Source organism: Pedobacter sp. BMA (genome assembly GCF_001027745.1).
In the GTDB taxonomy this organism is placed as follows: Bacteria; Bacteroidota; Bacteroidia; order Sphingobacteriales; family Sphingobacteriaceae; genus Pedobacter.
Genome location: NZ_LECU01000001.1, coordinates 504543 through 527918, shown reverse-complemented (window position 1 = coordinate 527918; position 23376 = coordinate 504543). Strand labels below are relative to the sequence as shown.

The following is a 23376-nucleotide window of genomic DNA, read 5'->3' as shown; positions in this document are numbered from 1 at the left end:
AATGAAAACAGCAGAAATAAAATTAACAGTTGAGTTAGACGAGGCCAATAACCCAGATAATATTCTTTGGGAAAGTACTGATTCTGGAAATGCCGATAAAGTACCTGCGAAAGCAATGTTCTTATCGGTTTGGGATCATAACTATAAAAATACATTAAAAATTGATCTTTGGACTAAAGATATGCCTGTTGATGAGATGAAACGTTTCTTTTACGAGACTTTGCAGACTATGGGCGATAGCTTTTTGAAGGCTACAAATGAGACCTTGATTGTAGAAGATTTGCGCGATTACTGTGCACACTTCGCGGAGAAAATGGGCATCATAGAGGGTCAGTAATTGTTAAATTAAAAAACTCCAAATATCTATGTTAGTGTTAAACAAATTCAGGGCCTGGTTGGGTATATTACTTTGTGTAATTGCTGCGTTTTGCCCGATGTTAAAAGTTCCGATTAAAGGTAACTGGAATTTATATCAGTCTGATGCCAGGTTGTTCCTGATTACTTTCGTAATCATTGCCCTTTCTGTCCTTTTCCTTTTTGTAAGGAAGGCCGGAGCCTTTAAGTTTATGAGTTTTGTAATGACGATATGGTATATTCTGGCTGTTGTAGCTGTATATTTCACAGCAAATAACTATACAAAATATGGTTTCGCAAATAAGTTGATCGGTAAAGTTGTACACTTCCAGTGGGGTTGGATTGTATTTTTGGTAGGGGTAATCTTTATGTTATTCAGTACTAAACGAGGCGAAAAAATTACATCCGAAACTAACCTTTAAACTGAGCGGTAAGCTTAGCAACATCATAGCCTTTTGCCTTGCAACGGGCAACTATTTCATCATGGGTCTTTGCCGGCATGGTCTGATTGCGGCTCATGATGAATAGAAATTTATGGTCGGGGTGGCCCACTACTACATAAGAATAGTCGTCGGCCAGTTCTATAATCCAGTAATCTACCTTTATCGGCCATACAAATTGTGCCTGTAATTCGCCTTTATTTCCTTCTTCTGATGGAAACATCTTTGAGTTTCTGGAATAGGTTTTTTCATCGTTGGCCTTCTTATATGTTGTTACTACATTATAGTAGCCTTCTTTATTTAAGGTATATTTTGTGGTAGTTTCTCTACTTCCCTTATCGAAAATGGTTGGTATGGAGTATAGAGAATACCACGTTCCTGAATATTTCTTCAAATCAAGTTTAGCCACGGGTACATTTTTCTCCATTGGCAGGTAGGAGAAAAGTACAAGAAGAGTAAAGCAAATCGTTTTCATAGCATCAACAGGTTTAATGTTATGTACGAAATAGCGACTTTAACGGATTTAAACAGTATCCTTTACAAAATGATCATCTGCATCTTCATCTAATGGAAGATAGATCCTTTCCCATTCAGTGCCCTCAACAATTTCCCAGGTGTGGCCAATTCCCTGCGTATCATCGGCAATCAGGATAATGCCGGGCTCCAGGATAAAGGTTTGTCCATCGGTAACCGTGAATTTTAATTTACCCTTTAACGTTATTACATATTGCCTTCGTGGTGCCGGATGTGATGAATATTGCAAAGAAGTATCTGTTTGTGCGAAAAAGTAACTGGTGTTTATGTGCTGCCTGATTGGAATTCTCCCTATCTCAAAATCACATTCATCATTTTTGATATTGATCAGGCGTATTGCTTTTATGTAATTTGGTATACCGGCTTGAGTTGATGGGTGATTCATTTTAAAATTTAAGTGTTGTTTGTCCTTTTTGTTCCGTTTCGCTTTCGTGTTGTAAAAGCCATTGTTTACGCCATAAGCCACCTGCATACCCTACAAGTTTACCGTTACTGCCGATTACGCGGTGGCAGGGAATTACTATGGCAATGTCGTTTTTTCCGTTTGCTGCTGCAATTGCCCTGATGGCTAACGGCTTATGTGCAGAGAATTTAGCATATGATGTAGTATCTCCATAGGGGATAGTGAGCAAGTTTTGCCAAACATCTTGTTGGAATTCAGTTCCTTTTTGCTTTATTGGTAAATCAAAATCTTTTAATTTACCATCAAAATATGCATTTAATTGCGCGGCAGCGTTTCTTGTCAGCTTATTTTCAATCAGGTCTTCAGCTTTTATCTCAGCGAAAGTGATGCTGTATACAAAATCATCATCAGCAAAGATGGTAATGTTGCCAATTGGCGACGCTATAATCGATGCATATTTCATAGGTTATGCCGCATTAATACAAAGACTGCCGAATAGGGTGTCACAATTTTCGTTATATTCTATGTTTCAATGGCCAATATCTGTGGTTGAAACTTTAAACAATATTACAACAATCCTACAATTTTTGCATCCAATATTTGTCAATAAAAGTATATTTGCGGTTATGCAACTGGCCAAAGAGGTTAAATATTTAATCCATAAGGAAGTACTGTTAGAATGGCGATCCAAATACACTATTAATGGTGTTTTGTTGTATGTAGTTTCTACGATTTTTACCTGTTATCTTTCATTTGTAAGCCTTAGTGATAAGCTGGCGTGGAATGCTCTCTTCTGGGTAATTATGCTTTTTGCCTCAATTAATGGCGTTTCGAAAAGTTTTTTACAGGAAACCAAAGGACAACAATTGTATAGTTATATTCTCGCCAGTCCTTCTGCCGTTTTAATTTCCAAAACGGTTTACAATATCTTATTAATGCTTGTTTTAACAACAATTGCGCTGGGGTTTTACACACTTGTTTTTGACACGTTTACGCCACCCGACTTGCTGTTGTATTATGTTGCGGTTGTAATTGGCAGTATTAGTTTTTCGACTGTTTTTACCATGGTTTCGGCAATTGCCAGTAAAGCCGGCAATGGAGGCATGTTGATGGCAATCCTAAGTTTTCCAATCATTATTCCGGTTTTGATTTTACTTATTAAGCTAGCGAAAAATGCAGTTGATGGATTGCCCTGGGAAAATAGTTATGATGAAATAGGAATGTTGCTTGTTGTAAATGTATTAACGGTTGCGACCTCTTTATTGTTATTTCCTTACCTTTGGAGGGACTAGATAAATGATAGAACGAGTGATTGAAAATTAATATTTATATGAATAAAATCTGGTGGAAAATTTTAGGTTCGGTATTAGTCATTTATACTGCAATTGCAGGTTTATTACTTGGTGTACCACGTTTACCAATCTTAAATGAATCAATAAGAAACCTGTATTTTCACGTACCGATGTGGTTTGCCATGATTGTGCTATTCTCTATTTCTGTATTTTATAGTATAAAATCTCTAAGTACGAAAAGCGAAGCCGATGATATCAAAGCCGTAGAAAGTGTTAACGCCGGAATTATTTTCGGGCTTTTAGGTTTGGTAACCGGCGCAGTATGGGCTAAATATACATGGGGACAATTCTGGAGTTTTGATCCAAAGCAGAATTTCGCTGCCATTTCGGTGCTATTGTATTTCGCTTATTTAATCCTTCGCAATGCAATAGATGAAGAACAGAAAAGGGCGAAGATTTCTGCCATCTACAATATTTTTGCATTCCCGATGATGGTTGTTTTGCTTTTCGTTTTGCCACGATTAAAAGACTCACTTCATCCGGGGAATGGCGGAAACCCGGGATTTAACAGTTATGATTTAGATAGCAGAATGCGTATGGTATTTTATCCAGCATGTTTAGGCTGGATATTAATAGGGTACTGGGTTTACACGATCCGTTTCAGACTACGTTCAATAGAAAACAAACAACAAAACAATTAATGAAAAAGATATTATTTTCACTTATATTAATGCTTGCCGGTTTACAATTGTTTGCGCAGGATAATGGTGTAGAAATGGCCGATAAGTTACGTAGCGATGGTAAAATTTACGTTGTGGTAACGTGTATTGTGATCATTCTTGTTGGTTTGCTTGCCTATCTTTTCTCGATCGATAAAAGATTAAAAAAAATAGAGAAAGATAACTTTCCTAAAAACTAAGTTTAAACTGTTTAAAGCCATTTTTTAAAACATTTTCTATTGGTGTGTGCTTTACACTAAGTATTTTTCCATTTGGATATATGCATTTTTTTTAGGCAATTTTGCAGCATACTTAATTCATAAAAATAAAAAATGGCTAATCTAGCAGACGAGAACAAGTTTTTTGCTGATGTATGCAAGAACTTTGACAGTGCGGCTCAATTTACCAATCATCCGGAAGGTTTATTGAACCAGATCAAAGCGTGTAATAGTGTTTATCGTTTTCAGTTTCCAATCCGCCGTGGAAATGGTTTTGAAGTTATCGATGCCTGGCGTGTAGAGCACTCGCATCATATGAGTCCAACCAAAGGTGGTATCCGCTACAGCGAGATGGTAAATGAGGATGAGGTGATGGCGCTTGCAGCGTTAATGACCTACAAGTGTGCGATAGTAAACGTCCCTTTTGGCGGCGCAAAAGGCGGTATTAAAATTAATACAAAACAATATAGCGTAGCGGAATTGGAAACAATTACCCGTCGTTATACCACAGAATTAATCAAGAAAAACTTTATTGGCCCAGGTATTGATGTTCCGGCACCAGATTATGGTTCTGGTGAACGTGAAATGAGCTGGATTGCCGATACCTATATGACCATGAATCCTGGTCAGCTTGACGCACTGGGTTGCGTAACCGGAAAACCTATTGCATTGCATGGGATACGCGGACGTAAAGAGGCAACGGGACGTGGTGTAGCTTATGCTGTGCGCGAATGTGTAGACGTTGCTGAAGATATGGCTAAAATTGGATTAAAAGCCGGTTTAGGTGATAAAAGAGTCATTGTTCAGGGTTTAGGAAATGTTGGTTACCACTCTGCTAAATTTCTTGCTGAATTTGGTGCAACTATTGTTGGCCTATGTGAATTTGAAGGTGCAATTTATAACCCTAACGGCTTAAATGTTGACGAGGTTTTTGCACATCGTAAAAATACAGGTTCAATTTTAGGTTTTCCTGGTGCAACTGATTTTAAAAACTCAATGGAGGGCTTAGAGCAAGATTGTGATATCATCGTTCCTGCAGCATTAGAAAATCAGTTTACTGAAAGCAATATCCGTAACATTAAGGCTAAAATTATTGCTGAAGGTGCGAACGGACCAACCACACCGGAAGCTGAGGCTATTTTCACTGAAATGGGTGGTATCATTATTCCTGATATGTATTGCAATGCCGGTGGTGTTACTGTATCTTATTTCGAGTGGTTGAAGAACCTTTCACACGTGGCATTCGGCCGTATGGAGAACCGTTATGCAGCTAATTCAAATGCGAACTTAATTGCAACATTAGAGAATTTAACAGGAAAAACGATCCTTCCAGAGCATAGGCTAATGATTGTTAAGGGCGCTTCGGAAATGGAACTGGTAAATTCGGGATTAGAGGATACGATGATTCATTCTTACCATGAAATTCGTGAAACTTTGAAAAATAAGCCAGGTACGCAGACCCTTAGAACTGCTGCTTTTGTGAATTCAATTGATAAAATTGCCGTTTCTTACATGAATCTCGGTGTTTGGCCGTAACCACATATAGCAGATGCTAAAAATGAAAAATCCCTTCAGATCATTTATCTGAAGGGATTTTTTTATGTAAAAAAAATGTCTAAGAAGTTATTCCCAACTCTTCCAGATCTAGTCTCCATTCTTCTTTTCTGATAATTTCATCGTCGAAATTTTTGTTGTGTTTAAGGTGATGAAGTTCATTTCTCTGGATCTCTATGAGTTCGAGTACGATCTTTTTATAGGCACTTAAATCTTCTTTATCGATATCCCCACGTTTGTAAGCCTGTATGGTATCCTTCTTTTCCACTAATGAATGCTGAAGTTCGGCCTTTAAATTTACCATAAGTTCGTTGTGGGTACACTGATGCTGATAGTCTGACTGAAGTTTTTCGAGTGATAAGTCCAGCAACTTCAACTTAATCTGGTTGCTTTGTTCTGATTCTGATAACTTGTGTTTGGCTTCAGGTATCTTGAGTAATTTAATGAAAAACGGCAGTGTAAGTCCTTGTAAAACAAGTGTTACGAAGATTACTACGAATGTAATGAACAATATCAGGTTTCTTAATGGAAATGGAATCTGTTCAGAAATCATAACCGGGATGGAGAGCGCTGCTGCGAGTGATACCACACCTCTCATACCTGCGTAAACAATTACAAGGGATGAATGCCAGGTTAAATCCTGATATCTGACGCGGGTTTTTTTGTTAAAAACCTTAGTGATGTTGGCTGTCGAAAAGAGCCAGATAAACCTTACTATAAGAGCAAGAAAGCTAATTCCTACGCCATAACCTACTGCAGTCATCATCGGGTAATCGGGCCCGAGGCCGCGTACGATATCCGGCAGCGCTAATCCTATCAGGATGAAAACGACACCATTAAGCATGAAAGTAAGTGCCGACCATACTGAAACCGTTTTGATTCGGGAATTTGGGGTTAGGATTACATGTGATTGACTCGAAAGTAATAAACCGCCTGATACCACAGCCATTACCCCCGATGCTTCAAAATGCTCGGCTACCACATACATAAAATATGGGGTGAGTAATGTAAGTACGGTATCTATGTTTTCATTAGTTGGTAGCCATCTGTGTATACAATAAAATATTCCTCCGATTGCCAGCCCGATTACGATCCCCAATCCAGCCACTGAAACAAAACTTACGGCCGCTTCATGCAATACGAAGCTACCTGTGGTCACAGTTGCCAGTGCAAATTTAAATACAATCAAACTGGATGCATCGTTTACCAGGCTTTCCCCCTCCAACAAAGAACTAACTGCCTTTGGTATTTTCATCCCTTTTAAAACGGCTGCTGCAGCTACTGCATCTGGAGGTGAAATGATTCCGCCTAACAGGAAGCCGAGAGCCAGGGTAAACCCTGGTATAAAAGCTACAGATGCATATGCAACTGCTACGGAAGTAATAAAAACCAGTCCAACCGCCATGAGGAAAATGGCGCCTTTATATTCCCAGAAATCTTTCCATGAGGTAAACCATGCAGCTTCATAGAGCAAAGGAGGTAAGAATAATAGAAAAACAATGTTAGGATCGATTTTAATTTGCGGCATACCTGGAATGAAGCCAATGATTAGACCGGCCATAACCAGAAATATGGGATAAGAAATTTTTATTTTCTGGCCTAACATTACCAGAAGGGTTACGCCCAGAAGAAGTACAAGAATAAGGACCAGGTTGTCGTGTAGCATGTGCAGTTTGTATCGGTTGAATAATTATAACAAAAAAATAGATATTATTTGGGAAACGGAAATGAAATCGGTGATTTTGCCCGGTTGTTATATGAAGCCAGGAAAGATGTGATCTATGATTAAATATCAAGGAGATTTTGTGGCCATTTCTGCCGAGGTTCAATATTCCCTTTAAGAACATAGATAAATAGTGTGATGTAGCTGAATTCCTACTACCCAACTATCAGTTAATTGTCAATATAACGACACGAAAAATGTAAAAGAACGCTTGCTAAGGCTATTTTTCTATCTTTGTTGCCAGCTTTTACAATAACATATAAAATGAAAAAAAGTGCAATAATTGGTCTCATTACCATTGCGATTTCTGTTGGAATTCTTTTTAGTTTAAACGCAAACACTGATACGTATTCTAATTTTAAAGAGGCTGCTGCCTCTCAGAAAGAAGAGCATGTGATGGGTTACTGGGAAAAGTCTATGGGTACCTATTATGATGCTGCAAAAGATGCCAATCATTTTGCTTTCCACATGAAAGATGAAAAAGGTGAGGTTCGGGAAGTTGTATACAATGGAACGAAGCCCCAGGATTTCGAAAAATCTGAAAAGCTAGTACTTATCGGAAAAATGGATAAGGACAAATTCTATGCCTCAAAAATATTAATGAAATGCCCATCTAAGTACAACGATAATCTTGTTGAGATTAATAAAGATGGTAAGGCGGATACAGTAGGTAAATACGGCGAAAAATATAATTAATTTAATGGACATTCAATTTGTAGGCGAAAACCTGTTGCCGGGTAAAATCGGTCAGTTTTTTATTGTGTTGGCGTTTAGCGCATCGTTATTATCAGCCATCGCGTATTTTTACGCTAGTCGCGAAAAAAACTTAAACGATAATTCCTGGAGAAACCTTGGCCGAATTGGATTTTTGGTGAACTGGGCCAGTATAATCGGTATCGGCGCCATTCTTTTTTATCTTGTTTTAGGACATTATAACGAATACAGCTACGTTTACTGGCACTCTTCGAAACAGTTGCCTGTTTACTTTATCATCTCTGCCTTTTGGGAAGGTCAGGAGGGAAGTTTTTGGCTTTGGGCTTTCTGGCAGTCTTTTTTAGGTGCACTGTTAATCTGGAAAGCCAAGACGTGGGAGCGTCCGGTAATGACTGTTGTTGCCTTTTCTCAGGTTTTTCTAACATCAATGCTCTTGGGTGTGGAGATTTTTGGAGAACGTATTGGCAGTTCCCCTTTCATTCTTTTAAGAGAATCTCTTGATTTGAAATCGATGGCACCTGTGGTTTTTGCCAATCCTGAAAATTTTGCCAGCTATCTGAAGTTTATTACAGACGGCAGGGGATTAAATCCATTGCTCCAAAATTACTGGATGGTGATCCACCCACCTACCTTATTTCTTGGTTTTGCCAGTATGGTGGTTCCTTTTGCTTATGCAATTGCGGGTTTGTGGCAAAGAAGATATAAAGAGTGGATTAAGCCAGCCATGCCATGGACGCTATTTGCAGTTATGGTGTTGGGTACAGGCATTATTATGGGTTCTTTCTGGGCGTATGAAGCACTTAATTTTGGTGGTTTCTGGGCATGGGATCCTGTTGAAAATGCATCATTGATTCCTTGGCTGACTTTAATCGGGGCAGTGCACGTGATGATTGCATATAAAAATACCGGTCATGCCTATTTCACTGCTATTGCACTTGTTTTTCTAAGCTTCCTTTTGGTATTATATGCATCTTTCTTAACCAGAAGTGGTATTCTGGGTGATACATCAGTTCACTCCTTTACCGACATGGGTATGTTTGGGCATTTAATCCTGTACAACGTAGTTTTTGCTGTTCTAGCTATCGGATTAGTTATCTGGCGGTGGAAAGAATTGCCAATCACTACAAAGGATGAAGAGACGTATTCGCGCGAGTTCTGGATGTTTATCGGGGCACTTGTGGTAACCATTGCCTGCATTCAGGTTATATTCTCCACATCAGTTCCGGTATTTAATAAGGCCTTTGGAACAAATTTCTCTCCGCCTATCGATGCAGTAAAATATTATAATCAGTGGCAAGCGCCATTTGCGGTGTTGATTACACTTATTTCGGGGTTTTCTCAGTACCTAAAATATAAACGTACAGATCCACGGAAGTTTTACAGTAGTCTGGTTTCAGTAGTATTGTTTTCTATTGTTTTAACGGCAGGATTGGTGTACGTTACAGATGTGTATACCAATACCATGTATATCCTCATCACTTTCAGTTGTTTATTTGCCGTGCTTTCCAATGCCGCCGTATTATATCAGGCTTTTGGTGGCAAAGTTAAACTGGCCGGTTCGGCAATTGCACATATAGGTTTTGCCTTTTTGATATTGGGCGCCTTAATATCTGCGGCTACCAATAAACCAATTTCTATTAATGCGAATAATTTCATTCCTGTTAAAGATTTTGAAAAAACTGAAAAGCCAGGTGAGAACATTATGTTGTATAAGAACGAGCCTAAGCAAATGGGCAAATACACTGTTACTTATACAACAGACACAACAGTAGCACCTAATACCATTTACACCCTTAATTTTAAGATTGTAGACAAGGAAGGTAAGGTTAAAGAAGATTTCGATTTGCATCCGCACGTTCAGGATAATGAGAAAATGGGATTAATTGCATCGCCTGATACCAAGCATTATTTAACATATGATGTGTATACGCATATTACCAGTGCGGCCATAAAGACAGCATCGCATGATGATCACGAAGGACATTCGGACGATGAGAATTATAAAGAGCCACGCATTGTGAAAGTTTCGGCGGGTGATACCATTCACACCTCAAGTGGTGTAGTAACTGTAAAAGCTTTAAACAATAAACCAGAGGCCAAAGATTTAGTACTGGCACAAGGCGACTACGCAGTGGGATTGCCATTGGAAATTAACTCGGCAGGCAAAGTTTATAATGCTGAGCCGATGTTCTTAATCAAGGGGAACAACACTTTCGATTTTGCCCGGAAAGTGGACGAATTGGACTTAAAATTCCGTTTTTCGAAGGTTCTGCCTGATGAGAAGAAAGTGGAGCTTCAAATTTTTGAAAAGCCACAGCAGGCTAAAGACTGGGTGGTTTTTAAAGCGATAGAATTTCCATTCATTAACCTTTACTGGGCAGGTACAATTGTTATGGTTGTAGGCTTTTTACTTTCAATTTTCAGAAGAAGAAAAGAAGCCAAACTAGCTTAAGATGGATATCGTTATACTCGGTTCGGGGAATGTTGCAACAAATTTAGCCAAAGCATTTGATGCGGCTGGTGAAAGGCTATTACAGATTTACAGTCCAAACATTGAGCATGCATGTGTACTGGCCGAACAAGTCGGAGCCGAAGGTATCTCCAATTTATCTGAAGTTGTTCGTAATGCCGATTTATACATCATTTCCGTTAAAGATGATGCGATAGAACAGGTTGCTCAATCGCTTACTGAAGTAAGTGGGTTGGTTGTTCATACCTCGGGTACTACTGACCTTAAATCTTTGTCAAGGTATTTAAAAAGGGTAGGGGTGTTTTATCCTTTACAAACTTTTTCAAAAAGCAGATTGGTTTCATTGGACGATGTACCCCTTTGTTTGGAGAGTAGCAATGATGATGATTTAAGCATTCTGATTGCATTAGCAGAACGATTAAGCAGCCGGGTTTACCAATTAGATGGTGAAAAAAGAAAGGTGTTGCATCTTTCGGCAGTTTTTGCCTGTAATTTTCCAAATCACCTTTACGTATTAGCAGCAAAGGTTTTAAAAGAAAGCGGACTTGATTTTGATATCATGAGGCCATTGATCAGCGAAACTGCCGATAAAGTAATGTCGAATATGCCTTTTGATGTTCAAACTGGTCCATCTGTACGTAGGGATGAAACCACTATAAACAAGCATTTAAGTATGCTTAATAACCTTCCTCACTTGCAGGAAATTTATCAAACCTTAAGCAATAGCATTAAAATAATACATAAATAGCGTAAGTGCCGCTTTTGCTTATTACTTTTGCATTATATTATGAGCATTTTTAAATTAAAAATAAATTTTGAAGAAGCAGATCACGAATCGATAGAATTGCCTATTGCTGCGGGAGAATCTGTTTTAGATGTTTGCCTTGACAACGGTGTTGATTTACAACACAACTGTGGCGGGGTTTGCGGTTGCAGTACATGCCATGTATACGTAACCAAAGGAATGGATAACATTCAGGAAATCTCAGATAAGGAAGAAGATTTTATAGACAGGGCTGTTCGTCCGAGAATTACTTCAAGATTAGGCTGCCAGTGTATCGTAATTGATGGAGACATTGAAGTTACCATTCCAGATCAGTCTGGATTTATGGGTCACTAAATCACTCGCATCTTTAGCCTTTATTCGAGAACCATACTAAACAAACATTCAACTTTACAACAAAACAAACATGAACAACGATAAATTTGCCTTACCGTTTTACTGGAATGATTACGAAGACATAGCAATGTCTTTATATGAAAAATTTGGAGACGAATTTGGTGAAACTAAAATCTACCGTATTCGTTTTACCGACTTATTAGAATGGGTTTTAACCTTGCCAAACTTTAAAGGAACCCGGGAAGAAAGTAATGAAGGTCATCTGGAGCAAATTCAATCTGCCTGGGTTTACGAGTGGAGAGACAATCAAGATTAACTCCGGATTTGATCGGACTGTAACAGTCCTTCCCTTGTTTATAACTGCTCATGTTTCTACAAAAGCTCAAAGATATTACAACATTTATTTTTGATGTTGATGGTGTATTGACCGATGGATCTGTACAGGTAACTGATAACGGCCAATCGCTTCGCACTTTCAACATCAAAGATGGTTACGCTATGCAGCTAGCGGTAAAAAAGGGATATAAGCTCTGTATTATTTCAGGAGGCGACGGGATTGCTATGGGAAGGCGCTTTTCTAATCTTGGGATTTCAGATGTGTTTTTAGGTACCGGAGATAAGGTTGCCGTTTTTAATCAGTATTTAGCTGATAAAAATATTAGTGCTGCAGAGGTGTTGTATATGGGCGATGATATCCCGGATTTAAAAGTAATGAGGCTCGTAGGATTGGCTACTTGCCCTTCTGATGCTGTTGAAGAAATCAAGGCCGTTTCGGCATTCATTTCACCTTACCCTGGTGGAAAAACCGCTGTACGTGATATTATCGAGAAGGTAATGAAAGTTCAGGGAAGATGGCATGACGAAGATCCCAATGCAGCCGATTCCGGCGTTTAAATTCCCTTTCGATCATTATTATTTCTTCGTGTTTAGTGTTTGAGTGTAACAGTTAAGTTGCGTTTTTGCTGTTAAACTTTCAATCTTATTATGACTCCAACTAGTCTAAATTTCAAAACAAAAACAACATGAAAAAATTAATGATGATTTGTGCACTGTTATTTTCTGTGGTAACATTTGCAAATGCGCAGCAAGGTGGCGGTCCGTTAAGAGGCGGTATGATGATGAAACCTGAGGACAGGGTTAAGCAATTGGATGAGAAACTTAAATTAAGTGACGACCAAAAAACTAAACTTACAGCGATTTACGTCGAGCAGGCGGAAACGATGAAGAAAATGCGTGAAGAAGCTAAAGATGGTGATCGTGATGCAATGAGAGAGAAAGGCCAGAAATTGCGTGCTGAAAGCGAATTGAAAATCACTGCTCTTTTAACTGAAGATCAGAAAAAAACCTACAAAACGTGGCAGGATGAGCAACGTGCTGAAATGGAAAAACGCATGAAAGAGCGTCAGGGTGGTGGAAATAACTAATCTTTTTAGATTAGAACTAATATTAGGAGCGGCTTATCGGCCGCTTTTCTTATTTTAGGACCATATTATATACTATGCTGAAACACTTGTCTATTATATTAGCTTCGAAGTCGCCACGCAGGCAGGAACTTTTAACCTTAATGGGATTAAATTTTAAAGTTGTGCTTAAGGATGTAGACGAAAGCTACCCTGAAAACCTAAGTCCGGCAGAAATAGCCGTTTATATTTCTGAGCAGAAGGCCCGCGCTTTCGATGCTGCGGATGAGATTGTGATTACCGCCGACACTATTGTAGCGATTGGCGGAGAGATTTTAGGCAAACCACGCGACAAAGCACATGCTCAGGAAATGCTTAGAAAGCTTTCAGGGCAGAAACATGAGGTCTTTACCGGAGTAACGGTAATTCAGTCCGGACATTTAAGCTCTTTTTATGATCGCACTGTTGTATACTGCAGAACGGTAAGCGATGAGGAAATTGATTTCTATATAGACAATTATGAACCCTTCGACAAGGCTGGAAGCTATGGCGTACAAGATTGGTGGGGGAATACAGTAGTTGAAAAAATAGAAGGGTCGTACACCAATGTGATGGGCCTGCCAACAGAAAAGTTATACACCGTTCTTTCAGCTATATGTTAAGGGATTGATATCAGACGTAAGAAGCAATGATTCCCATTTTTAAATCGTAGGTAGAAAGCTTTAAATCAGCGATCTGCAGACGGTCTAATATGCAATTGGTAATTAATGTAGCCATCATAATCATATCTACGCGCAGGGGGATCATTCCTTTCATTTCTGAACGTTGCTGATGCGTTGATTTGATGATGTCTGTACTGATCCCAATATAATCTTCGTGTTTGAAAGTATAGTTTTTAATGTTTGCGATATCTATCACCCGATTGTATTTTGCTTCTATTAATTCAGCAAAGGTTTCAAATGCACCAGCTGAACCGATAAGTGTTTCGGGATTAAACGCTGCACAGGCGCTAAACAAATCTTGCAATTCATGTTGGATATGAGTGACAATATGAGTTTTATCGCTGTCTGCGATCGGATCGGATTTAAAAAATTGTTGCATCAGGCGAGCGGCACCTATGTTATAACTTTTCTTCCAAAATATTTGCCGTTCGTCGCACAAAATAAATTCTACGCTACCGCCTCCGATGTCCATAATGAGGCATTTTCCGTTAATGGCGCCACTCAGCTTTACGCCTCCATAAATCAACGTTGCTTCTTCATCCCCGGTTATAGCTTCAATACTGATATTGGCATTAGCTTTCGCTGCAGCGATAAATTCTTGTCCGTTGTTTGCGCTTCGAACTGCAGAAGTTGCTGTGGCTTTTACAATATCGACATTATAGGATTTAATCGTTTCGTTATAGGCCTTGAGGCAAATGATTGCTCTCTCGAAAGCAGGAGGGATGATTATGTTTTCGTTGATTCTTCCTTCGCCAAGTTTTACAGCCTGGTTGGTTTTGTAAAGTACCTGAAATGCCGAATCCTTAATTTCGACAATGATTAAATGGAATGTATTCGTACCTAAGTCAATAGCAGCAATGCGCATAATCGTTTACAATTAGAGTGACTACTAATGTAACCAGAAATAGATACAAATAAAAAAACCGGTGCTTTTGACACCGGTTTTAATAATATATTAATTACTTACTCAAAATATTCTTTCATTCTTTCGAAGAAGCTTTTATCATTTTTTCCAGGCTGTGGCTTGAAATTTGGCGATTCGCGTAGTTTTTCTAAAACGGTACGCTCTTCACTGCTTAACGCCTTAGGCGTCCAGATGTTAATATGGATAATTTCATCACCACGGTGATAAGAATTAACCTCTGGCAATCCTTTACCCTTCAAGCGTAATAATTTGCCACTTTGCGTACCTGGCTCGATCTTGATTTTTGCTTTACCATCAATTGTCGGAACTTCGATACTCATTCCCAGCGCCGCATCAACAAAGCTTAAATGTAAATCGTAAACAATATTATTTCCTTCGCGTTTCAGGGTTTCATGAGGAGTTTCTTCAATCAGTATAATCAAGTCTCCCGGAATACCGCCGTTAGGTGCGGCATTTCCTTTTCCACTCATGCTCAACTGCATTCCTTCACTTACACCAGCAGGAATATTTATGGTAATGGTTTCTTCTCCGCGAACAACGCCATCACCATGGCATACATTACATTTAGCCGTAATTTGCTGACCACTACCGTTACATGTAGGGCAGGTAGATGCCGTTTGCATCTGGCCTAATATGGTATTGGTAACTCTTCGTACCTGACCGCTACCGCCGCAGGTACCGCAAGTGCTTACTGATGATTTATCTTTTGCACCAGATCCATCGCAGGTTTTACAAACAATTAATTTGTTAACCTTGATCTTTTTCTCCGCACCATGGGCTATTTCTTCTAAAGTTAATTTTACTTTTATACGAAGATTAGATCCTTTAGCTACCCGTCGGCCACCACGTTGCTGGCCGCCGCCCCCTCCACCGCCGAAGAAGCTTTCAAACGGATTATGGCCACCAAAGATATCCCCGAAGTTACTGAAGATGTCGTCCATGTTCATGTTACCGCCACCATAACCACCGGAAGCACTGCTTCCCACGCCTGCGTGTCCAAACTGGTCGTAACGCTGTTTCTTCTCCGGATTGCTTAAAATTTCATAAGCTTCTGCGGCTTCTTTGAATTGATCTTCTGCTGCCTTATCACCAGGATTTTTATCAGGGTGATATTTTATTGCCATTTTGCGGTACGCTTTCTTGATTTCTTCTGCAGAAGAACTTTTGCTAACGCCTAATACGTCGTAGTAATCTCTTTTACTCATCTTTATTTTAATGATTGAATGACTGAATGATTGAGTGAATGAATGGGGTTAATATTCTATCATCCAAAATTCTCTCATTCAAAATTAATTTATGCTCCAACTACAACTTTAGCAAAGCGAATCACATTATCATTTAAGGTATAACCTTTTTCTACTTCATCAAGTACCTTTCCTTTAAGCTCCTCTGTAGGTGCTGGAATATTGGTAATCGCTTCATGGAAATCGGTGTTGAAAGGCTGATTGATACTTTCAACATCTTTGAGGCCTTTTTGCGATAGCGTATTTTTTAACTTATTGCTCACCAATAAAATACCTTCTTTAACCGGCGCAACATCTGCTGCAGTTTCCATGGCTTTTAAAGCACGGTCAAAATCATCCAATACCGGAAGTAAAGAAACGATTACGTCTTTACCTGCAGTTTGCAATAATTCTACGCGTTCTTTCTGGGTGCGGCGTTTGTAATTATCAAATTCCGCATAAAGGCGTAAATATTTATCGTTTAGTTGTTGAACTTCTGCCTGTAATTTTTCTTCTGCTGATAATTCAGGAGCTTGTTCTGTTTCGTTAGCAGTTGTATCAGTGTTTTCTACGTTTTCAGCAGGATTTTCTGATGCATTTTCAGTGTTCATTATATTTTCTTCTTGATCGTTATTTTTCTTCTTATTAAACATAACAGGAGGCTGAATTTTTTGTGGGATGATCAACTATTTTGCCATAAAGCAAAATCAGCCAAGCTGTCAGATTTATTTGGATTTATCTGTACAGATTGGCTGATAGACTGACGGATGTCAGCGTTTTATACGATTTGGCCGCCTTCTAAAACGGCACCGTTTTCACATTTGATGATTCTCGATGGAAAGGTACGGATGATGTGATAATCGTGCGTTGCCATCAGAACTGCTGTACCATTCTGACTAATTTGTTTTAACAGGGTTACAATTTCCTCAGATGTTTCCGGATCTAAATTCCCGGTTGGTTCATCCGCAAGAATAATTTCGGGATCATTTAACAGCGCCCTTGCAATTACAATTCTTTGTTGTTCGCCACCTGAAATTTCATGTGGCATTTTCTTGATTTTAGAACGCAATCCAACTTTATCTAAAACATCTTTAATGCGTTCACTGATCAGTTTCTCGTCTTTCCATCCTGTGGCTTTCAAAACAAATTCCAGATTTTTCTCTATGGTACGGTCGGTAAGCAATTGGAAATCCTGAAATACTACACCCAGTTTACGACGTAAAAAGGGAACCTGATTTTCTTTTAAGTTTTTAAGATCAAATCCGGCAATATTACCTTCTCCGTTACCGATGTGTAAATCGCCATACAATATTTTAAGCAAACTACTTTTACCTGAGCCTGTTTGACCGATTAGAAATATAAATTCATCTTTCTCGATATGTAAATTAACGTTTGAGAGTACTAAGTGTTTCTGTTGAAATACATCAACATTGCTTAAATGAATTACTGCGTTTCCTGCCATTTTATATTTCTAATTTTTTGATTTCCCCGAAAGGTAAATCCTTAACCATTTCCATTATGTAATCCTGCTTATCTGCCAGCCCTAGCTTTTCGAGTGATTTGTCTGGGCGATCAACCCTGAAATATGCCAGCAATGTGAACTTTTCATCCCTTAACTGAACATAATCAGGTATTTTGGCTATGCCTTTTACTTTAACGATATACATTGTGTTCAAAAATAGCATTTCAATTTATAAAACCCTTAAAAATTGATCTAATTTGGATTGAGAAATAAATTGAATGGTTTATAAAATATTTCTAATATCGTTTCTGACTTTTAGCATATCCGGATAATTGTTTTTACATTCCTGTACGCCAGCCGGATATTTGTCTTTAATAAAATCGTTGTAATCTTTACAGTTTTTAAAAATATTGAATTCATTATTTTTGAAATCCCAAAGAATTCCCTTGCTATTAACCATTGTTTGGGCAACTGCACCACCTACTCCGCCGCCCATTCCATAGGCAAAGCCCTGCGCCCAGGCATTAGCAAGGTTGGCTTCAGTATACAGATAATTGTTTCCTGAATACATTACACCTACAAATGCATTTGGATTACTATTGGTTTGAGACCGATCTGTTTTGTTCCTGTTTAACAAGATTGATTGAACGTTAAAAAATATGTAACCGCGATAGCTGATGGCAAATACATTTTTTACTTTTTTATCTGTAGCAAGTGTGTAGAAAAATGTATTCTGATTTAGGATGAGTGAGTCTTTTTTCTTACCTGGCAAGTTTTTGGGGATAACCTGCGTTGTATCACTTGGTAGTTTTTTCTGAAAGTCCTCCTTTGTCTTATAAATTCCAGTTGGATAATCGGAAACAAATAAATCACTATTTGTTAAAGCTATGTTACTGGTTGATTGTGCAAATCCTGAGCATGAAAGTGCTAATGCGAAAAAAAAGATTAGTAATTTTTTCATAATAATTTAGATATTAATGGTCATAGGTTAAAATCGTTGTCGTCTGTTTAATGGACCTCTTTGTTGCAAATGCTACCTAAGAAATGAATAGTATTCACATTATCTGCATAGTCCCACAGTTTGGGGTGCTGACTTTCTCCAAAAGGGAAGGTGGCTATATCAAGATCTAATTTCGAAACCACACATTGAATGTGATCTTCCAGGGATTTAAGTTTACCATTTACTTCATCAATAGTTTCATATTCTTCATAGTATAACACGGCCAGGGGGGAAGCCATACTATCATCTTCTTTCAGCAATAGAAAGCCATTGTCAAAATGTTTAGCTCCATTAACCAAATAAATGGACTTGTTGTAATCGTAGTTATTCTGGTATTTGAAGTGGTTAATAACCGGAAGGAAAATTTCAATTCCCTCATATAAGCTGGCAATATCATAATTTTTCGGTAAGTAAACCTTCGATACGTTTCTACATCCGAGACCAAAGTAATCGAAGATATCATTTCCAAGCAGTCCAATTTCTTCTTGTGTTTCTGATCCGTCCAGTACAGCTACACTATTTCTATTTTTTCTGATGATATTGGGCACTTTACTAAAATAGAAATCAAAGTATCGTGACGAGTTATTGCTTCCTGTTGCAATTACTGCATCAAAATCTTTTAACCTTTCCACATATTGAATTCGATCTGATAGCAATGGTTCGATATTGATCAGTTCAGCAATTACTATTTTGATCAACTTATCATCTGATGAAGATAGTTTAATTAAGGCAATATTGCCAGTTGCCAAAACGCACAATACATCATGGAAACCAACCATTGGAATATTACCCGCCAGTATCAAACCAACTTTTTTAGGCAATACAGTGAATGTCATTTTACTGAACCAGATATCGATATCAGCAGGATTTAACATCTCAGCAAATGATAAAAGTGATTTTTCTACATTTTCTGGCGTGAACCAGGAATTGCCGTTTTGAGCACTGTAAAACGCATCTCCTAGTATGTCAGTAGGGTTTATGAGCTTTTGTCCAAGCGCTTTAAATGCAATAATTACTTTATCCTGAGTTAATGCTGACATATTTAGAATTATTATTAATTGTTAATATCTTATATTTGCATCGCAAAGGTAAACTAAGCAAAAGAATTAGAAGAAAACATGGCAATTAAAATAACAGATGAGTGTATAAATTGTGGGGCCTGCGAACCAGAATGCCCGAATAATGCAATTTACGATGCCGGTACTGCATGGCGTTTCTCCGACGGAACAAATTTGGAAGGCGTTATAGATTTTGGTAATCAACAAATTGAAGCTGATGCCACTCAGGAAGCAGTTTCTGATGAAGTATACTATATTGTTTCTGATAAATGTACTGAATGTAAGGGTTTCCATGATGAGCCTCAATGTGCGGCTGTATGTCCGGTAGATTGTTGTGTTGACGATGAGGATATTCGTGAAACAGAAGAAGAATTATTGGCTAAGAAAGCGTGGTTACACCAGGAAGGATAGTGACCTGAAAGATATAGAAATGAAAGTCCCGGTATTGCCGGGACTTTTTTGTTTTCTTACTTATTTTATTGCCTGATATATCAGGGATTTAAACTGATCAGAAAGTTGTCCATGGGAAAATGGCCATTGCTGAATATAGATCTGGGCTACGATTTTCTTCTGTGGATCAACCCAATAAGTTGAGCCAAAAAAGCCTCCCCACCCGTATGAACCCACGCTCTGACCAAGCTCCCTGCTTCCCTTTTCGGAAATGATTTCAAAACCCAGGCCAAAATAATTATCGCCAAAAGAAATGTTTCCGAGCTGGTTGGTAGTCATTAGCGCTACACTCTGTTTAGAAAGTATTCTGTTACCATTCAATTCGCCGCTATTTGCAAGCATCTGGAGGAAATTACCATAATCTTTTGAAGTTGAGACCAGGCCCGCTCCGCCTGCGAAATACCCGTTGCCATTTGTCGGGTAATTAATAGTGGCACCTGGGAAAGTGCCATCTTTCCAGGGTTTAACACTTTTGGTATTAGGATCTTCGGTATATACTGTTGCCAGTCTGAATTGCTTTTCTTCTGGTAGGGCAAAATAAGTATCATTCATTCCAAGCGGCGTAAATATCTTCTCTTTAAAAAATTGGTCCAGATTTAAGCCCGATACAACTTCTACCAACCGGCCTAAAACATCCATACTTAAACTATATTGCCATTTCTGTCCGGGTTGTAGAGCAAGTGGAAGTGTTCCCAGTTTATTGATGTCGGTTTCCAGTGTTTTCTTTTTGATTACAAATCCGGCTTCAATCCCTGCTTTTGCATAAATTGCATTCATCTCTGGCGACCCAATCTGAGCATAACCCAGTCCTGACGTGTGGGTAAGTAAATCCCGAATGGTAATTTCCCTGTTTGCAGGCTTAGTGGTATAGGTCGAATCTTTTTTATTGAACTTATCTAAAACCTTCGGATGTTTGAAAGACGGAATGAATTTTGAGATGGGGTCATCGAGTGTAAACTTGCCCTGATCGAATAACATCATCACTGCAACACAGGTAACTGCTTTCGTTTGCGAGGCAATTCTTAAAATATCATTAGTTTTAAAAGGCCTGTTAATCTGATTACCAAAAGCCTTATTATATACCGTTTTTCCCTCGTAAGAAATATTTGCTGTAATGCCCTTAATCCACCCACTATCCAGATATTGTTTGAACAAGATATCTATTTTGCCGAGCCCTTTCTCGGATAAGGAATTTTTTGATTCTTTAACCTGAGCATAGGAAATATTAAAGAACAATACGAGAGATAGGAGCTGTACGTAGAAGTGCTTTCTCATCACTTAATGGCTAAACATCACATTTATTTGGGATAATCAAAACCGGACAAGCGGATTTTCGCGCCACGTGTTCTGCAACACTGCCCATCAGAAAATGATAGAGTCCGGTTCTTCCATAAGTTCCGATGACGATTAAATCTGATCCCCACTCGTCAGATTGTTGAATGATACCGTGAGCCGCTGTATCTACTACACTTAGATAGGTAGTTGTTATTCCATTGCCAAATTTGGTTTCAATTTCTCTTAGCAGAATATGACTATTTTCCTCACTGTTGTCGTAAGTCTCTAAAAATACAGGAGCCAGTGTTAAATCAGGATTTACATTCGCGGGTACGGGCTCAATAATATTGACCAGCGCTACTTCCGCGCCAAACTTTCCGGCCATATCATAACCCGCTTTAGCCGCTTTTTCCGAGCAGGTACTATTATCAACAGCAATTAATATTTTCTTAAAATTCATAACGGGCAGCTTTAAATGTGTACATCATAAAAATAACAAATTTCATGGCAAAATGTTAGGCAATGGATGTAAATTGTTAGATTTACTAAATCTTTCACGAGCATCATTAAATGGAAAATCAATACGGTATTTGCAGAATTGCAGTAGCTCCTCTAAGGGCTGAACCATCAGACAAAGCGGAGATTGTTTCGCAATTGTTATTCGGTGATCAGGTAGAAATTATAGAGAAAGAAGAAAGATGGTGGCTGATAAAAAACGGCTATGATAATTATGAAGGCTGGCTGGATTTCAGGCAACTTGCTGCTATTACTTATCAGCAGTTTACTGAAATTGAAGCTCAAAAACTATTAGCTCCATTAAGCTTTAATAATGTGTTAACTGCCTCCGATGGTAGCTTGTATCATTTAAGCCCTGGAAGTAATCTGCCATATTTGGCTGATGGCTACTGCTATGCAGGATCAGAAAAATTTAAGCTGAATTTCGAACCCTACAATATGACAGTAGCCGATTTCAAAGCTGATGTTGCATCTGCCGCTAAATTTTTCCTCAATATTCCTTATTTATGGGGTGGCAGGCACTTGTTTGGGATGGATTGCTCTGGTTTTGTTCAAACCGTTTTTAAATTGTTAAACGTGAAGCTGAAACGTGATGCCTCACAGCAGGCTGAACAAGGCGAATTAGTTGGGTTTCTGGCAGAAGTTAAACCCGGGGATGTGGCCTTTTTCGATAATGAAGATGGTAAAATAACCCATGTTGGAATTATGTTAAGCCCCAATGAAATTATCCATTCATCAGCCAAAGTAAAGATAGACCCAATTGATGATCAGGGAATTTTTAATAAAGAGCTAGGGAAATACACGCATAAGCTGAGGATTATTAAGCGGTTTGTGGATTGATGAAAGAAGTGGGTATTAACCCTCCATCTCCCAAATCATTATCTGCCTGTCGTCTCCCGTAGATATTAAATACCTTCCATCATTGCTCCATATCATTTTATTGATAGAATGCGTATGTCCGGTTCCTGTTTTTTCCAGGCTCAGGATTTTGTATAATCTAAAATTTTCTGCATCCCAGATTTTAATACTTTTATCCTGGCTGCTGGTTGCGAAATAGGGTAGGGTTGGATGAAAAGCGATGTTATATACGGTGAACATATGTGCTGGGATAGTCTGTAGCAGCTCATACGTGGGCAGGTTCCAGATTTTTAATTGTGCATCGCGTGAACCTGAAATCAAATATTTTCCTGCCGGATGATAGGCCAGGGCTGTAACTGGTAAGGTATGCCCGTCCAGGTTTTGCTTTAAACTATAGTCTTCGAGGTTGTAGATTTTAATCAGATGATCTTTACATCCAAAAGCAATTTCAGTTTCATCAGGCGATACTGCGATTACTCTCACGGTATCATACGCTGCCTGAAATCGATAAATCTCAGTAAAATCGTTTAATGACCAAACTGCAACTGTACCATCTTCGCCTGTGGTTAAAAGTTCGTTTTTACTTTTGATCGTTTGAATATTAAAAATAGGTTTTGTGTGTGCATTTATTCTTGCTACCACTTTTTCTTCAATCAAGTCATACACGCTAAAAGCGCCACTTCGCTCACCAATAAAAAGCCGGTTGTTATAGTAGTGCAGGTAATAAACCGAACTTTGAACGGGCATTTTAACCTTTACAAAAGCCATGCTTTCAAGCGACCATTCAACCACTCCTTTATCGTTTCCGGCACTGAAAAAAGTTGTAGAATGATCAGAATTAGCCAATGCATAAACAGGGTTTTGATGGCCGGAAAGTGTTTTAAGGTGTTTAAGCATATATAGGTTGGAAGGTTGAAGATTAGAAGGTAGAGGAATTAACCTTAAA

30 protein-coding genes are annotated in these 23376 nt (G+C 38.6%); 16 read left to right on the top strand and 14 right to left on the bottom strand.

Annotation, left to right across the window (positions count from 1 at the left end; genetic code table 11):
• Window position 1 precedes the first annotated feature (1 nt).
• A complete protein-coding gene (gldC, locus tag AB669_RS02085; protein WP_010602534.1) occupies window positions 2–337 on the top strand; it encodes a gliding motility protein GldC in 336 nt (111 codons plus the stop codon).
• A gap of 28 nt (window positions 338–365) precedes the next feature.
• A complete protein-coding gene (locus AB669_RS02080) occupies window positions 366–776 on the top strand; it encodes a hypothetical protein (protein WP_047797595.1) in 411 nt (136 codons plus the stop codon).
• Here the strand turns inward: AB669_RS02080 and AB669_RS02075 are convergent.
• The 3 genes from AB669_RS02075 to AB669_RS02065 are packed head-to-tail and all read right to left on the bottom strand — an operon-like array spanning window position 766 to window position 2194.
• A complete protein-coding gene (locus AB669_RS02075) occupies window positions 766–1269 on the bottom strand; it encodes a lipocalin family protein (RefSeq protein WP_047797594.1) in 504 nt (167 codons plus the stop codon). The genes AB669_RS02080 and AB669_RS02075 overlap by 11 nt on opposite strands.
• Before the next feature lie 48 nt (window positions 1270–1317).
• Complete coding sequence (locus tag AB669_RS02070) at window positions 1318–1713, bottom strand: hypothetical protein (RefSeq protein ID WP_047797593.1); 396 nt, start codon at window positions 1711–1713, stop codon at window positions 1318–1320.
• A 1-nt stretch (window position 1714) separates the two neighbouring features.
• Window positions 1715–2194 carry a methylated-DNA--[protein]-cysteine S-methyltransferase gene (locus AB669_RS02065; RefSeq protein ID WP_047797592.1) on the bottom strand — a complete coding sequence of 160 codons (480 nt, stop codon included), beginning with the start codon at window positions 2192–2194 and terminating at the stop codon, window positions 1715–1717.
• 163 nt (window positions 2195–2357) lie between these two features.
• Between AB669_RS02065 and AB669_RS02060 the strand changes: the two genes are divergently transcribed.
• The 4 genes from AB669_RS02060 (at window position 2358) to AB669_RS02045 (ending at window position 5496) form a co-directional block, all read left to right on the top strand.
• Window positions 2358–3023: a heme exporter protein CcmB gene (locus AB669_RS02060; protein WP_047797591.1), complete on the top strand. Its 666-nt coding sequence runs from the start codon at window positions 2358–2360 to the stop codon at window positions 3021–3023.
• Window positions 3024–3061: 38 nt separating this feature from the next.
• On the top strand, window positions 3062–3724 hold the full coding sequence (gene ccsA / locus AB669_RS02055; RefSeq protein WP_047797590.1) for a cytochrome c biogenesis protein CcsA: 663 nt from the start codon (window positions 3062–3064) through the stop codon (window positions 3722–3724).
• Window positions 3724–3942, top strand: coding sequence for a CcmD family protein (locus AB669_RS02050; RefSeq protein WP_047797589.1), 219 nt, complete (start codon window positions 3724–3726; stop codon window positions 3940–3942). Before ccsA (AB669_RS02055) ends, AB669_RS02050 begins: the two co-directional genes overlap by 1 nt.
• A gap of 132 nt (window positions 3943–4074) precedes the next feature.
• Window positions 4075–5496, top strand: coding sequence for a Glu/Leu/Phe/Val dehydrogenase (locus tag AB669_RS02045; protein ID WP_047797588.1), 1422 nt, complete (start codon window positions 4075–4077; stop codon window positions 5494–5496).
• A gap of 79 nt (window positions 5497–5575) precedes the next feature.
• Here AB669_RS02045 and AB669_RS02040 read toward each other — a convergent pair whose 3' ends face one another.
• The gene (locus tag AB669_RS02040) at window positions 5576–7180 is read right to left on the bottom strand and encodes a Na+/H+ antiporter (protein ID WP_047797587.1); all 1605 of its coding nucleotides are present in this window, start codon (window positions 7178–7180) and stop codon (window positions 5576–5578) included.
• A 321-nt stretch (window positions 7181–7501) separates the two neighbouring features.
• On the opposite strand from AB669_RS02040, the gene AB669_RS02035 reads away from it, so the two are divergent.
• The 8 genes from AB669_RS02035 to AB669_RS02000 all read left to right on the top strand — a co-directional run bounded on the left by AB669_RS02035 (window position 7502) and on the right by AB669_RS02000 (window position 13603).
• Complete coding sequence (locus AB669_RS02035; protein WP_047797586.1) at window positions 7502–7933, top strand: cytochrome c maturation protein CcmE; 432 nt, start codon at window positions 7502–7504, stop codon at window positions 7931–7933.
• 4 nt (window positions 7934–7937) lie between these two features.
• The gene (gene ccsA / locus AB669_RS02030) at window positions 7938–10403 is read left to right on the top strand and encodes a cytochrome c biogenesis protein CcsA (protein WP_047797585.1); all 2466 of its coding nucleotides are present in this window, start codon (window positions 7938–7940) and stop codon (window positions 10401–10403) included.
• 1 nt (window position 10404) lies between these two features.
• Window positions 10405–11169, top strand: a complete 765-nt coding sequence (locus tag AB669_RS02025; protein ID WP_047797584.1) for a Rossmann-like and DUF2520 domain-containing protein — start codon at window positions 10405–10407, stop codon at window positions 11167–11169.
• A gap of 39 nt (window positions 11170–11208) precedes the next feature.
• Window positions 11209–11541 (top strand): 2Fe-2S iron-sulfur cluster-binding protein, encoded by a 333-nt coding sequence (locus AB669_RS02020; RefSeq protein ID WP_047797583.1) that lies wholly within the window; start codon window positions 11209–11211, stop codon window positions 11539–11541.
• Between the two features lie 70 nt (window positions 11542–11611).
• Window positions 11612–11857: a Fe-S cluster assembly protein IscX gene (gene iscX, locus AB669_RS02015; protein WP_047797582.1), complete on the top strand. Its 246-nt coding sequence runs from the start codon at window positions 11612–11614 to the stop codon at window positions 11855–11857.
• Between the two features lie 50 nt (window positions 11858–11907).
• Window positions 11908–12435: an HAD family hydrolase gene (locus AB669_RS02010; RefSeq protein ID WP_047797581.1), complete on the top strand. Its 528-nt coding sequence runs from the start codon at window positions 11908–11910 to the stop codon at window positions 12433–12435.
• A 128-nt stretch (window positions 12436–12563) separates the two neighbouring features.
• Window positions 12564–12965: a Spy/CpxP family protein refolding chaperone gene (locus AB669_RS02005; protein ID WP_047797580.1), complete on the top strand. Its 402-nt coding sequence runs from the start codon at window positions 12564–12566 to the stop codon at window positions 12963–12965.
• A gap of 74 nt (window positions 12966–13039) precedes the next feature.
• Entirely contained in the window at window positions 13040–13603 is a 564-nt protein-coding gene (locus AB669_RS02000; protein ID WP_047797579.1) for a nucleoside triphosphate pyrophosphatase, read from the top strand.
• A 10-nt stretch (window positions 13604–13613) separates the two neighbouring features.
• On the opposite strand, the gene AB669_RS01995 is transcribed toward AB669_RS02000, so the two are convergent.
• The 7 genes from AB669_RS01995 to AB669_RS01965 all read right to left on the bottom strand — a co-directional run bounded on the left by AB669_RS01995 (window position 13614) and on the right by AB669_RS01965 (window position 19313).
• Window positions 13614–14528: an exopolyphosphatase gene (locus AB669_RS01995; protein ID WP_047797578.1), complete on the bottom strand. Its 915-nt coding sequence runs from the start codon at window positions 14526–14528 to the stop codon at window positions 13614–13616.
• Window positions 14529–14626: 98 nt separating this feature from the next.
• Window positions 14627–15793, bottom strand: a complete 1167-nt coding sequence (dnaJ, locus tag AB669_RS01990; protein ID WP_047797577.1) for a molecular chaperone DnaJ — start codon at window positions 15791–15793, stop codon at window positions 14627–14629.
• A gap of 89 nt (window positions 15794–15882) precedes the next feature.
• The gene (locus tag AB669_RS01985; protein ID WP_047797724.1) at window positions 15883–16422 is read right to left on the bottom strand and encodes a nucleotide exchange factor GrpE; all 540 of its coding nucleotides are present in this window, start codon (window positions 16420–16422) and stop codon (window positions 15883–15885) included.
• Between the two features lie 167 nt (window positions 16423–16589).
• On the bottom strand, window positions 16590–17273 hold the full coding sequence (locus tag AB669_RS01980) for a cell division ATP-binding protein FtsE (protein ID WP_047797576.1): 684 nt from the start codon (window positions 17271–17273) through the stop codon (window positions 16590–16592).
• Window position 17274: 1 nt separating this feature from the next.
• Window positions 17275–17478, bottom strand: coding sequence for a fructose-6-phosphate aldolase (locus AB669_RS01975; protein WP_047797575.1), 204 nt, complete (start codon window positions 17476–17478; stop codon window positions 17275–17277).
• 78 nt (window positions 17479–17556) lie between these two features.
• Window positions 17557–18234, bottom strand: a complete 678-nt coding sequence (locus AB669_RS01970) for a hypothetical protein (RefSeq protein ID WP_047797574.1) — start codon at window positions 18232–18234, stop codon at window positions 17557–17559.
• Window positions 18235–18281: 47 nt separating this feature from the next.
• Window positions 18282–19313: an acyl-CoA reductase gene (locus AB669_RS01965; RefSeq protein ID WP_047797573.1), complete on the bottom strand. Its 1032-nt coding sequence runs from the start codon at window positions 19311–19313 to the stop codon at window positions 18282–18284.
• A gap of 78 nt (window positions 19314–19391) precedes the next feature.
• On the opposite strand from AB669_RS01965, the gene AB669_RS01960 reads away from it, so the two are divergent.
• Window positions 19392–19742 carry a 4Fe-4S dicluster domain-containing protein gene (locus AB669_RS01960; RefSeq protein ID WP_047797572.1) on the top strand — a complete coding sequence of 117 codons (351 nt, stop codon included), beginning with the start codon at window positions 19392–19394 and terminating at the stop codon, window positions 19740–19742.
• A 60-nt stretch (window positions 19743–19802) separates the two neighbouring features.
• Here the strand turns inward: AB669_RS01960 and AB669_RS01955 are convergent, their stop codons facing one another.
• Window positions 19803–21056 (bottom strand): serine hydrolase, encoded by a 1254-nt coding sequence (locus AB669_RS01955; RefSeq protein WP_047797571.1) that lies wholly within the window; start codon window positions 21054–21056, stop codon window positions 19803–19805.
• Window positions 21057–21066: 10 nt separating this feature from the next.
• Window positions 21067–21516 (bottom strand): universal stress protein, encoded by a 450-nt coding sequence (locus AB669_RS01950; protein WP_047797570.1) that lies wholly within the window; start codon window positions 21514–21516, stop codon window positions 21067–21069.
• Window positions 21517–21626: 110 nt separating this feature from the next.
• Here AB669_RS01950 and AB669_RS01945 point away from each other — a divergent pair, with 110 nt between their 5' ends.
• On the top strand, window positions 21627–22412 hold the full coding sequence (locus AB669_RS01945; protein ID WP_047797569.1) for a C40 family peptidase: 786 nt from the start codon (window positions 21627–21629) through the stop codon (window positions 22410–22412).
• Window positions 22413–22427: 15 nt separating this feature from the next.
• On the opposite strand, the gene AB669_RS01940 is transcribed toward AB669_RS01945, so the two are convergent.
• Window positions 22428–23327 (bottom strand): WD40 repeat domain-containing protein, encoded by a 900-nt coding sequence (locus tag AB669_RS01940; RefSeq protein WP_047797568.1) that lies wholly within the window; start codon window positions 23325–23327, stop codon window positions 22428–22430.
• Window positions 23328–23376: the final 49 nt, after the last annotated feature.

Bases quoted from the DNA above. Each gene is read 5' to 3' on its own strand.
- gldC (WP_010602534.1), top strand. From the start codon at position 2: ATGAAAACAGCAGAAATAAAATTAACAGTTGAGTTAGACGAGGCCAAT.
- AB669_RS02080 (WP_047797595.1), top strand. From the start codon at position 366: ATGTTAGTGTTAAACAAATTCAGGGCCTGGTTGGGTATATTACTTTGT.
- AB669_RS02075 (WP_047797594.1), bottom strand. From the start codon at position 1,269: ATGAAAACGATTTGCTTTACTCTTCTTGTACTTTTCTCCTACCTGCCA.
- AB669_RS02070 (WP_047797593.1), bottom strand. From the start codon at position 1,713: ATGAATCACCCATCAACTCAAGCCGGTATACCAAATTACATAAAAGCA.
- AB669_RS02065 (WP_047797592.1), bottom strand. From the start codon at position 2,194: ATGAAATATGCATCGATTATAGCGTCGCCAATTGGCAACATTACCATC.
- AB669_RS02060 (WP_047797591.1), top strand. From the start codon at position 2,358: ATGCAACTGGCCAAAGAGGTTAAATATTTAATCCATAAGGAAGTACTG.
- ccsA (WP_047797590.1), top strand. From the start codon at position 3,062: ATGAATAAAATCTGGTGGAAAATTTTAGGTTCGGTATTAGTCATTTAT.
- AB669_RS02050 (WP_047797589.1), top strand. From the start codon at position 3,724: ATGAAAAAGATATTATTTTCACTTATATTAATGCTTGCCGGTTTACAA.
- AB669_RS02045 (WP_047797588.1), top strand. From the start codon at position 4,075: ATGGCTAATCTAGCAGACGAGAACAAGTTTTTTGCTGATGTATGCAAG.
- AB669_RS02040 (WP_047797587.1), bottom strand. From the start codon at position 7,180: ATGCTACACGACAACCTGGTCCTTATTCTTGTACTTCTTCTGGGCGTA.
- AB669_RS02035 (WP_047797586.1), top strand. From the start codon at position 7,502: ATGAAAAAAAGTGCAATAATTGGTCTCATTACCATTGCGATTTCTGTT.
- ccsA (WP_047797585.1), top strand. From the start codon at position 7,938: ATGGACATTCAATTTGTAGGCGAAAACCTGTTGCCGGGTAAAATCGGT.
- AB669_RS02025 (WP_047797584.1), top strand. From the start codon at position 10,405: ATGGATATCGTTATACTCGGTTCGGGGAATGTTGCAACAAATTTAGCC.
- AB669_RS02020 (WP_047797583.1), top strand. From the start codon at position 11,209: ATGAGCATTTTTAAATTAAAAATAAATTTTGAAGAAGCAGATCACGAA.
- iscX (WP_047797582.1), top strand. From the start codon at position 11,612: ATGAACAACGATAAATTTGCCTTACCGTTTTACTGGAATGATTACGAA.
- AB669_RS02010 (WP_047797581.1), top strand. From the start codon at position 11,908: ATGTTTCTACAAAAGCTCAAAGATATTACAACATTTATTTTTGATGTT.
- AB669_RS02005 (WP_047797580.1), top strand. From the start codon at position 12,564: ATGAAAAAATTAATGATGATTTGTGCACTGTTATTTTCTGTGGTAACA.
- AB669_RS02000 (WP_047797579.1), top strand. From the start codon at position 13,040: ATGCTGAAACACTTGTCTATTATATTAGCTTCGAAGTCGCCACGCAGG.
- AB669_RS01995 (WP_047797578.1), bottom strand. From the start codon at position 14,528: ATGCGCATTGCTGCTATTGACTTAGGTACGAATACATTCCATTTAATC.
- dnaJ (WP_047797577.1), bottom strand. From the start codon at position 15,793: ATGAGTAAAAGAGATTACTACGACGTATTAGGCGTTAGCAAAAGTTCT.
- AB669_RS01985 (WP_047797724.1), bottom strand. From the start codon at position 16,422: ATGAACACTGAAAATGCATCAGAAAATCCTGCTGAAAACGTAGAAAAC.
- AB669_RS01980 (WP_047797576.1), bottom strand. From the start codon at position 17,273: ATGGCAGGAAACGCAGTAATTCATTTAAGCAATGTTGATGTATTTCAA.
- AB669_RS01975 (WP_047797575.1), bottom strand. From the start codon at position 17,478: ATGTATATCGTTAAAGTAAAAGGCATAGCCAAAATACCTGATTATGTT.
- AB669_RS01970 (WP_047797574.1), bottom strand. From the start codon at position 18,234: ATGAAAAAATTACTAATCTTTTTTTTCGCATTAGCACTTTCATGCTCA.
- AB669_RS01965 (WP_047797573.1), bottom strand. From the start codon at position 19,313: ATGTCAGCATTAACTCAGGATAAAGTAATTATTGCATTTAAAGCGCTT.
- AB669_RS01960 (WP_047797572.1), top strand. From the start codon at position 19,392: ATGGCAATTAAAATAACAGATGAGTGTATAAATTGTGGGGCCTGCGAA.
- AB669_RS01955 (WP_047797571.1), bottom strand. From the start codon at position 21,056: ATGAGAAAGCACTTCTACGTACAGCTCCTATCTCTCGTATTGTTCTTT.
- AB669_RS01950 (WP_047797570.1), bottom strand. From the start codon at position 21,516: ATGAATTTTAAGAAAATATTAATTGCTGTTGATAATAGTACCTGCTCG.
- AB669_RS01945 (WP_047797569.1), top strand. From the start codon at position 21,627: ATGGAAAATCAATACGGTATTTGCAGAATTGCAGTAGCTCCTCTAAGG.
- AB669_RS01940 (WP_047797568.1), bottom strand. From the start codon at position 23,327: ATGCTTAAACACCTTAAAACACTTTCCGGCCATCAAAACCCTGTTTAT.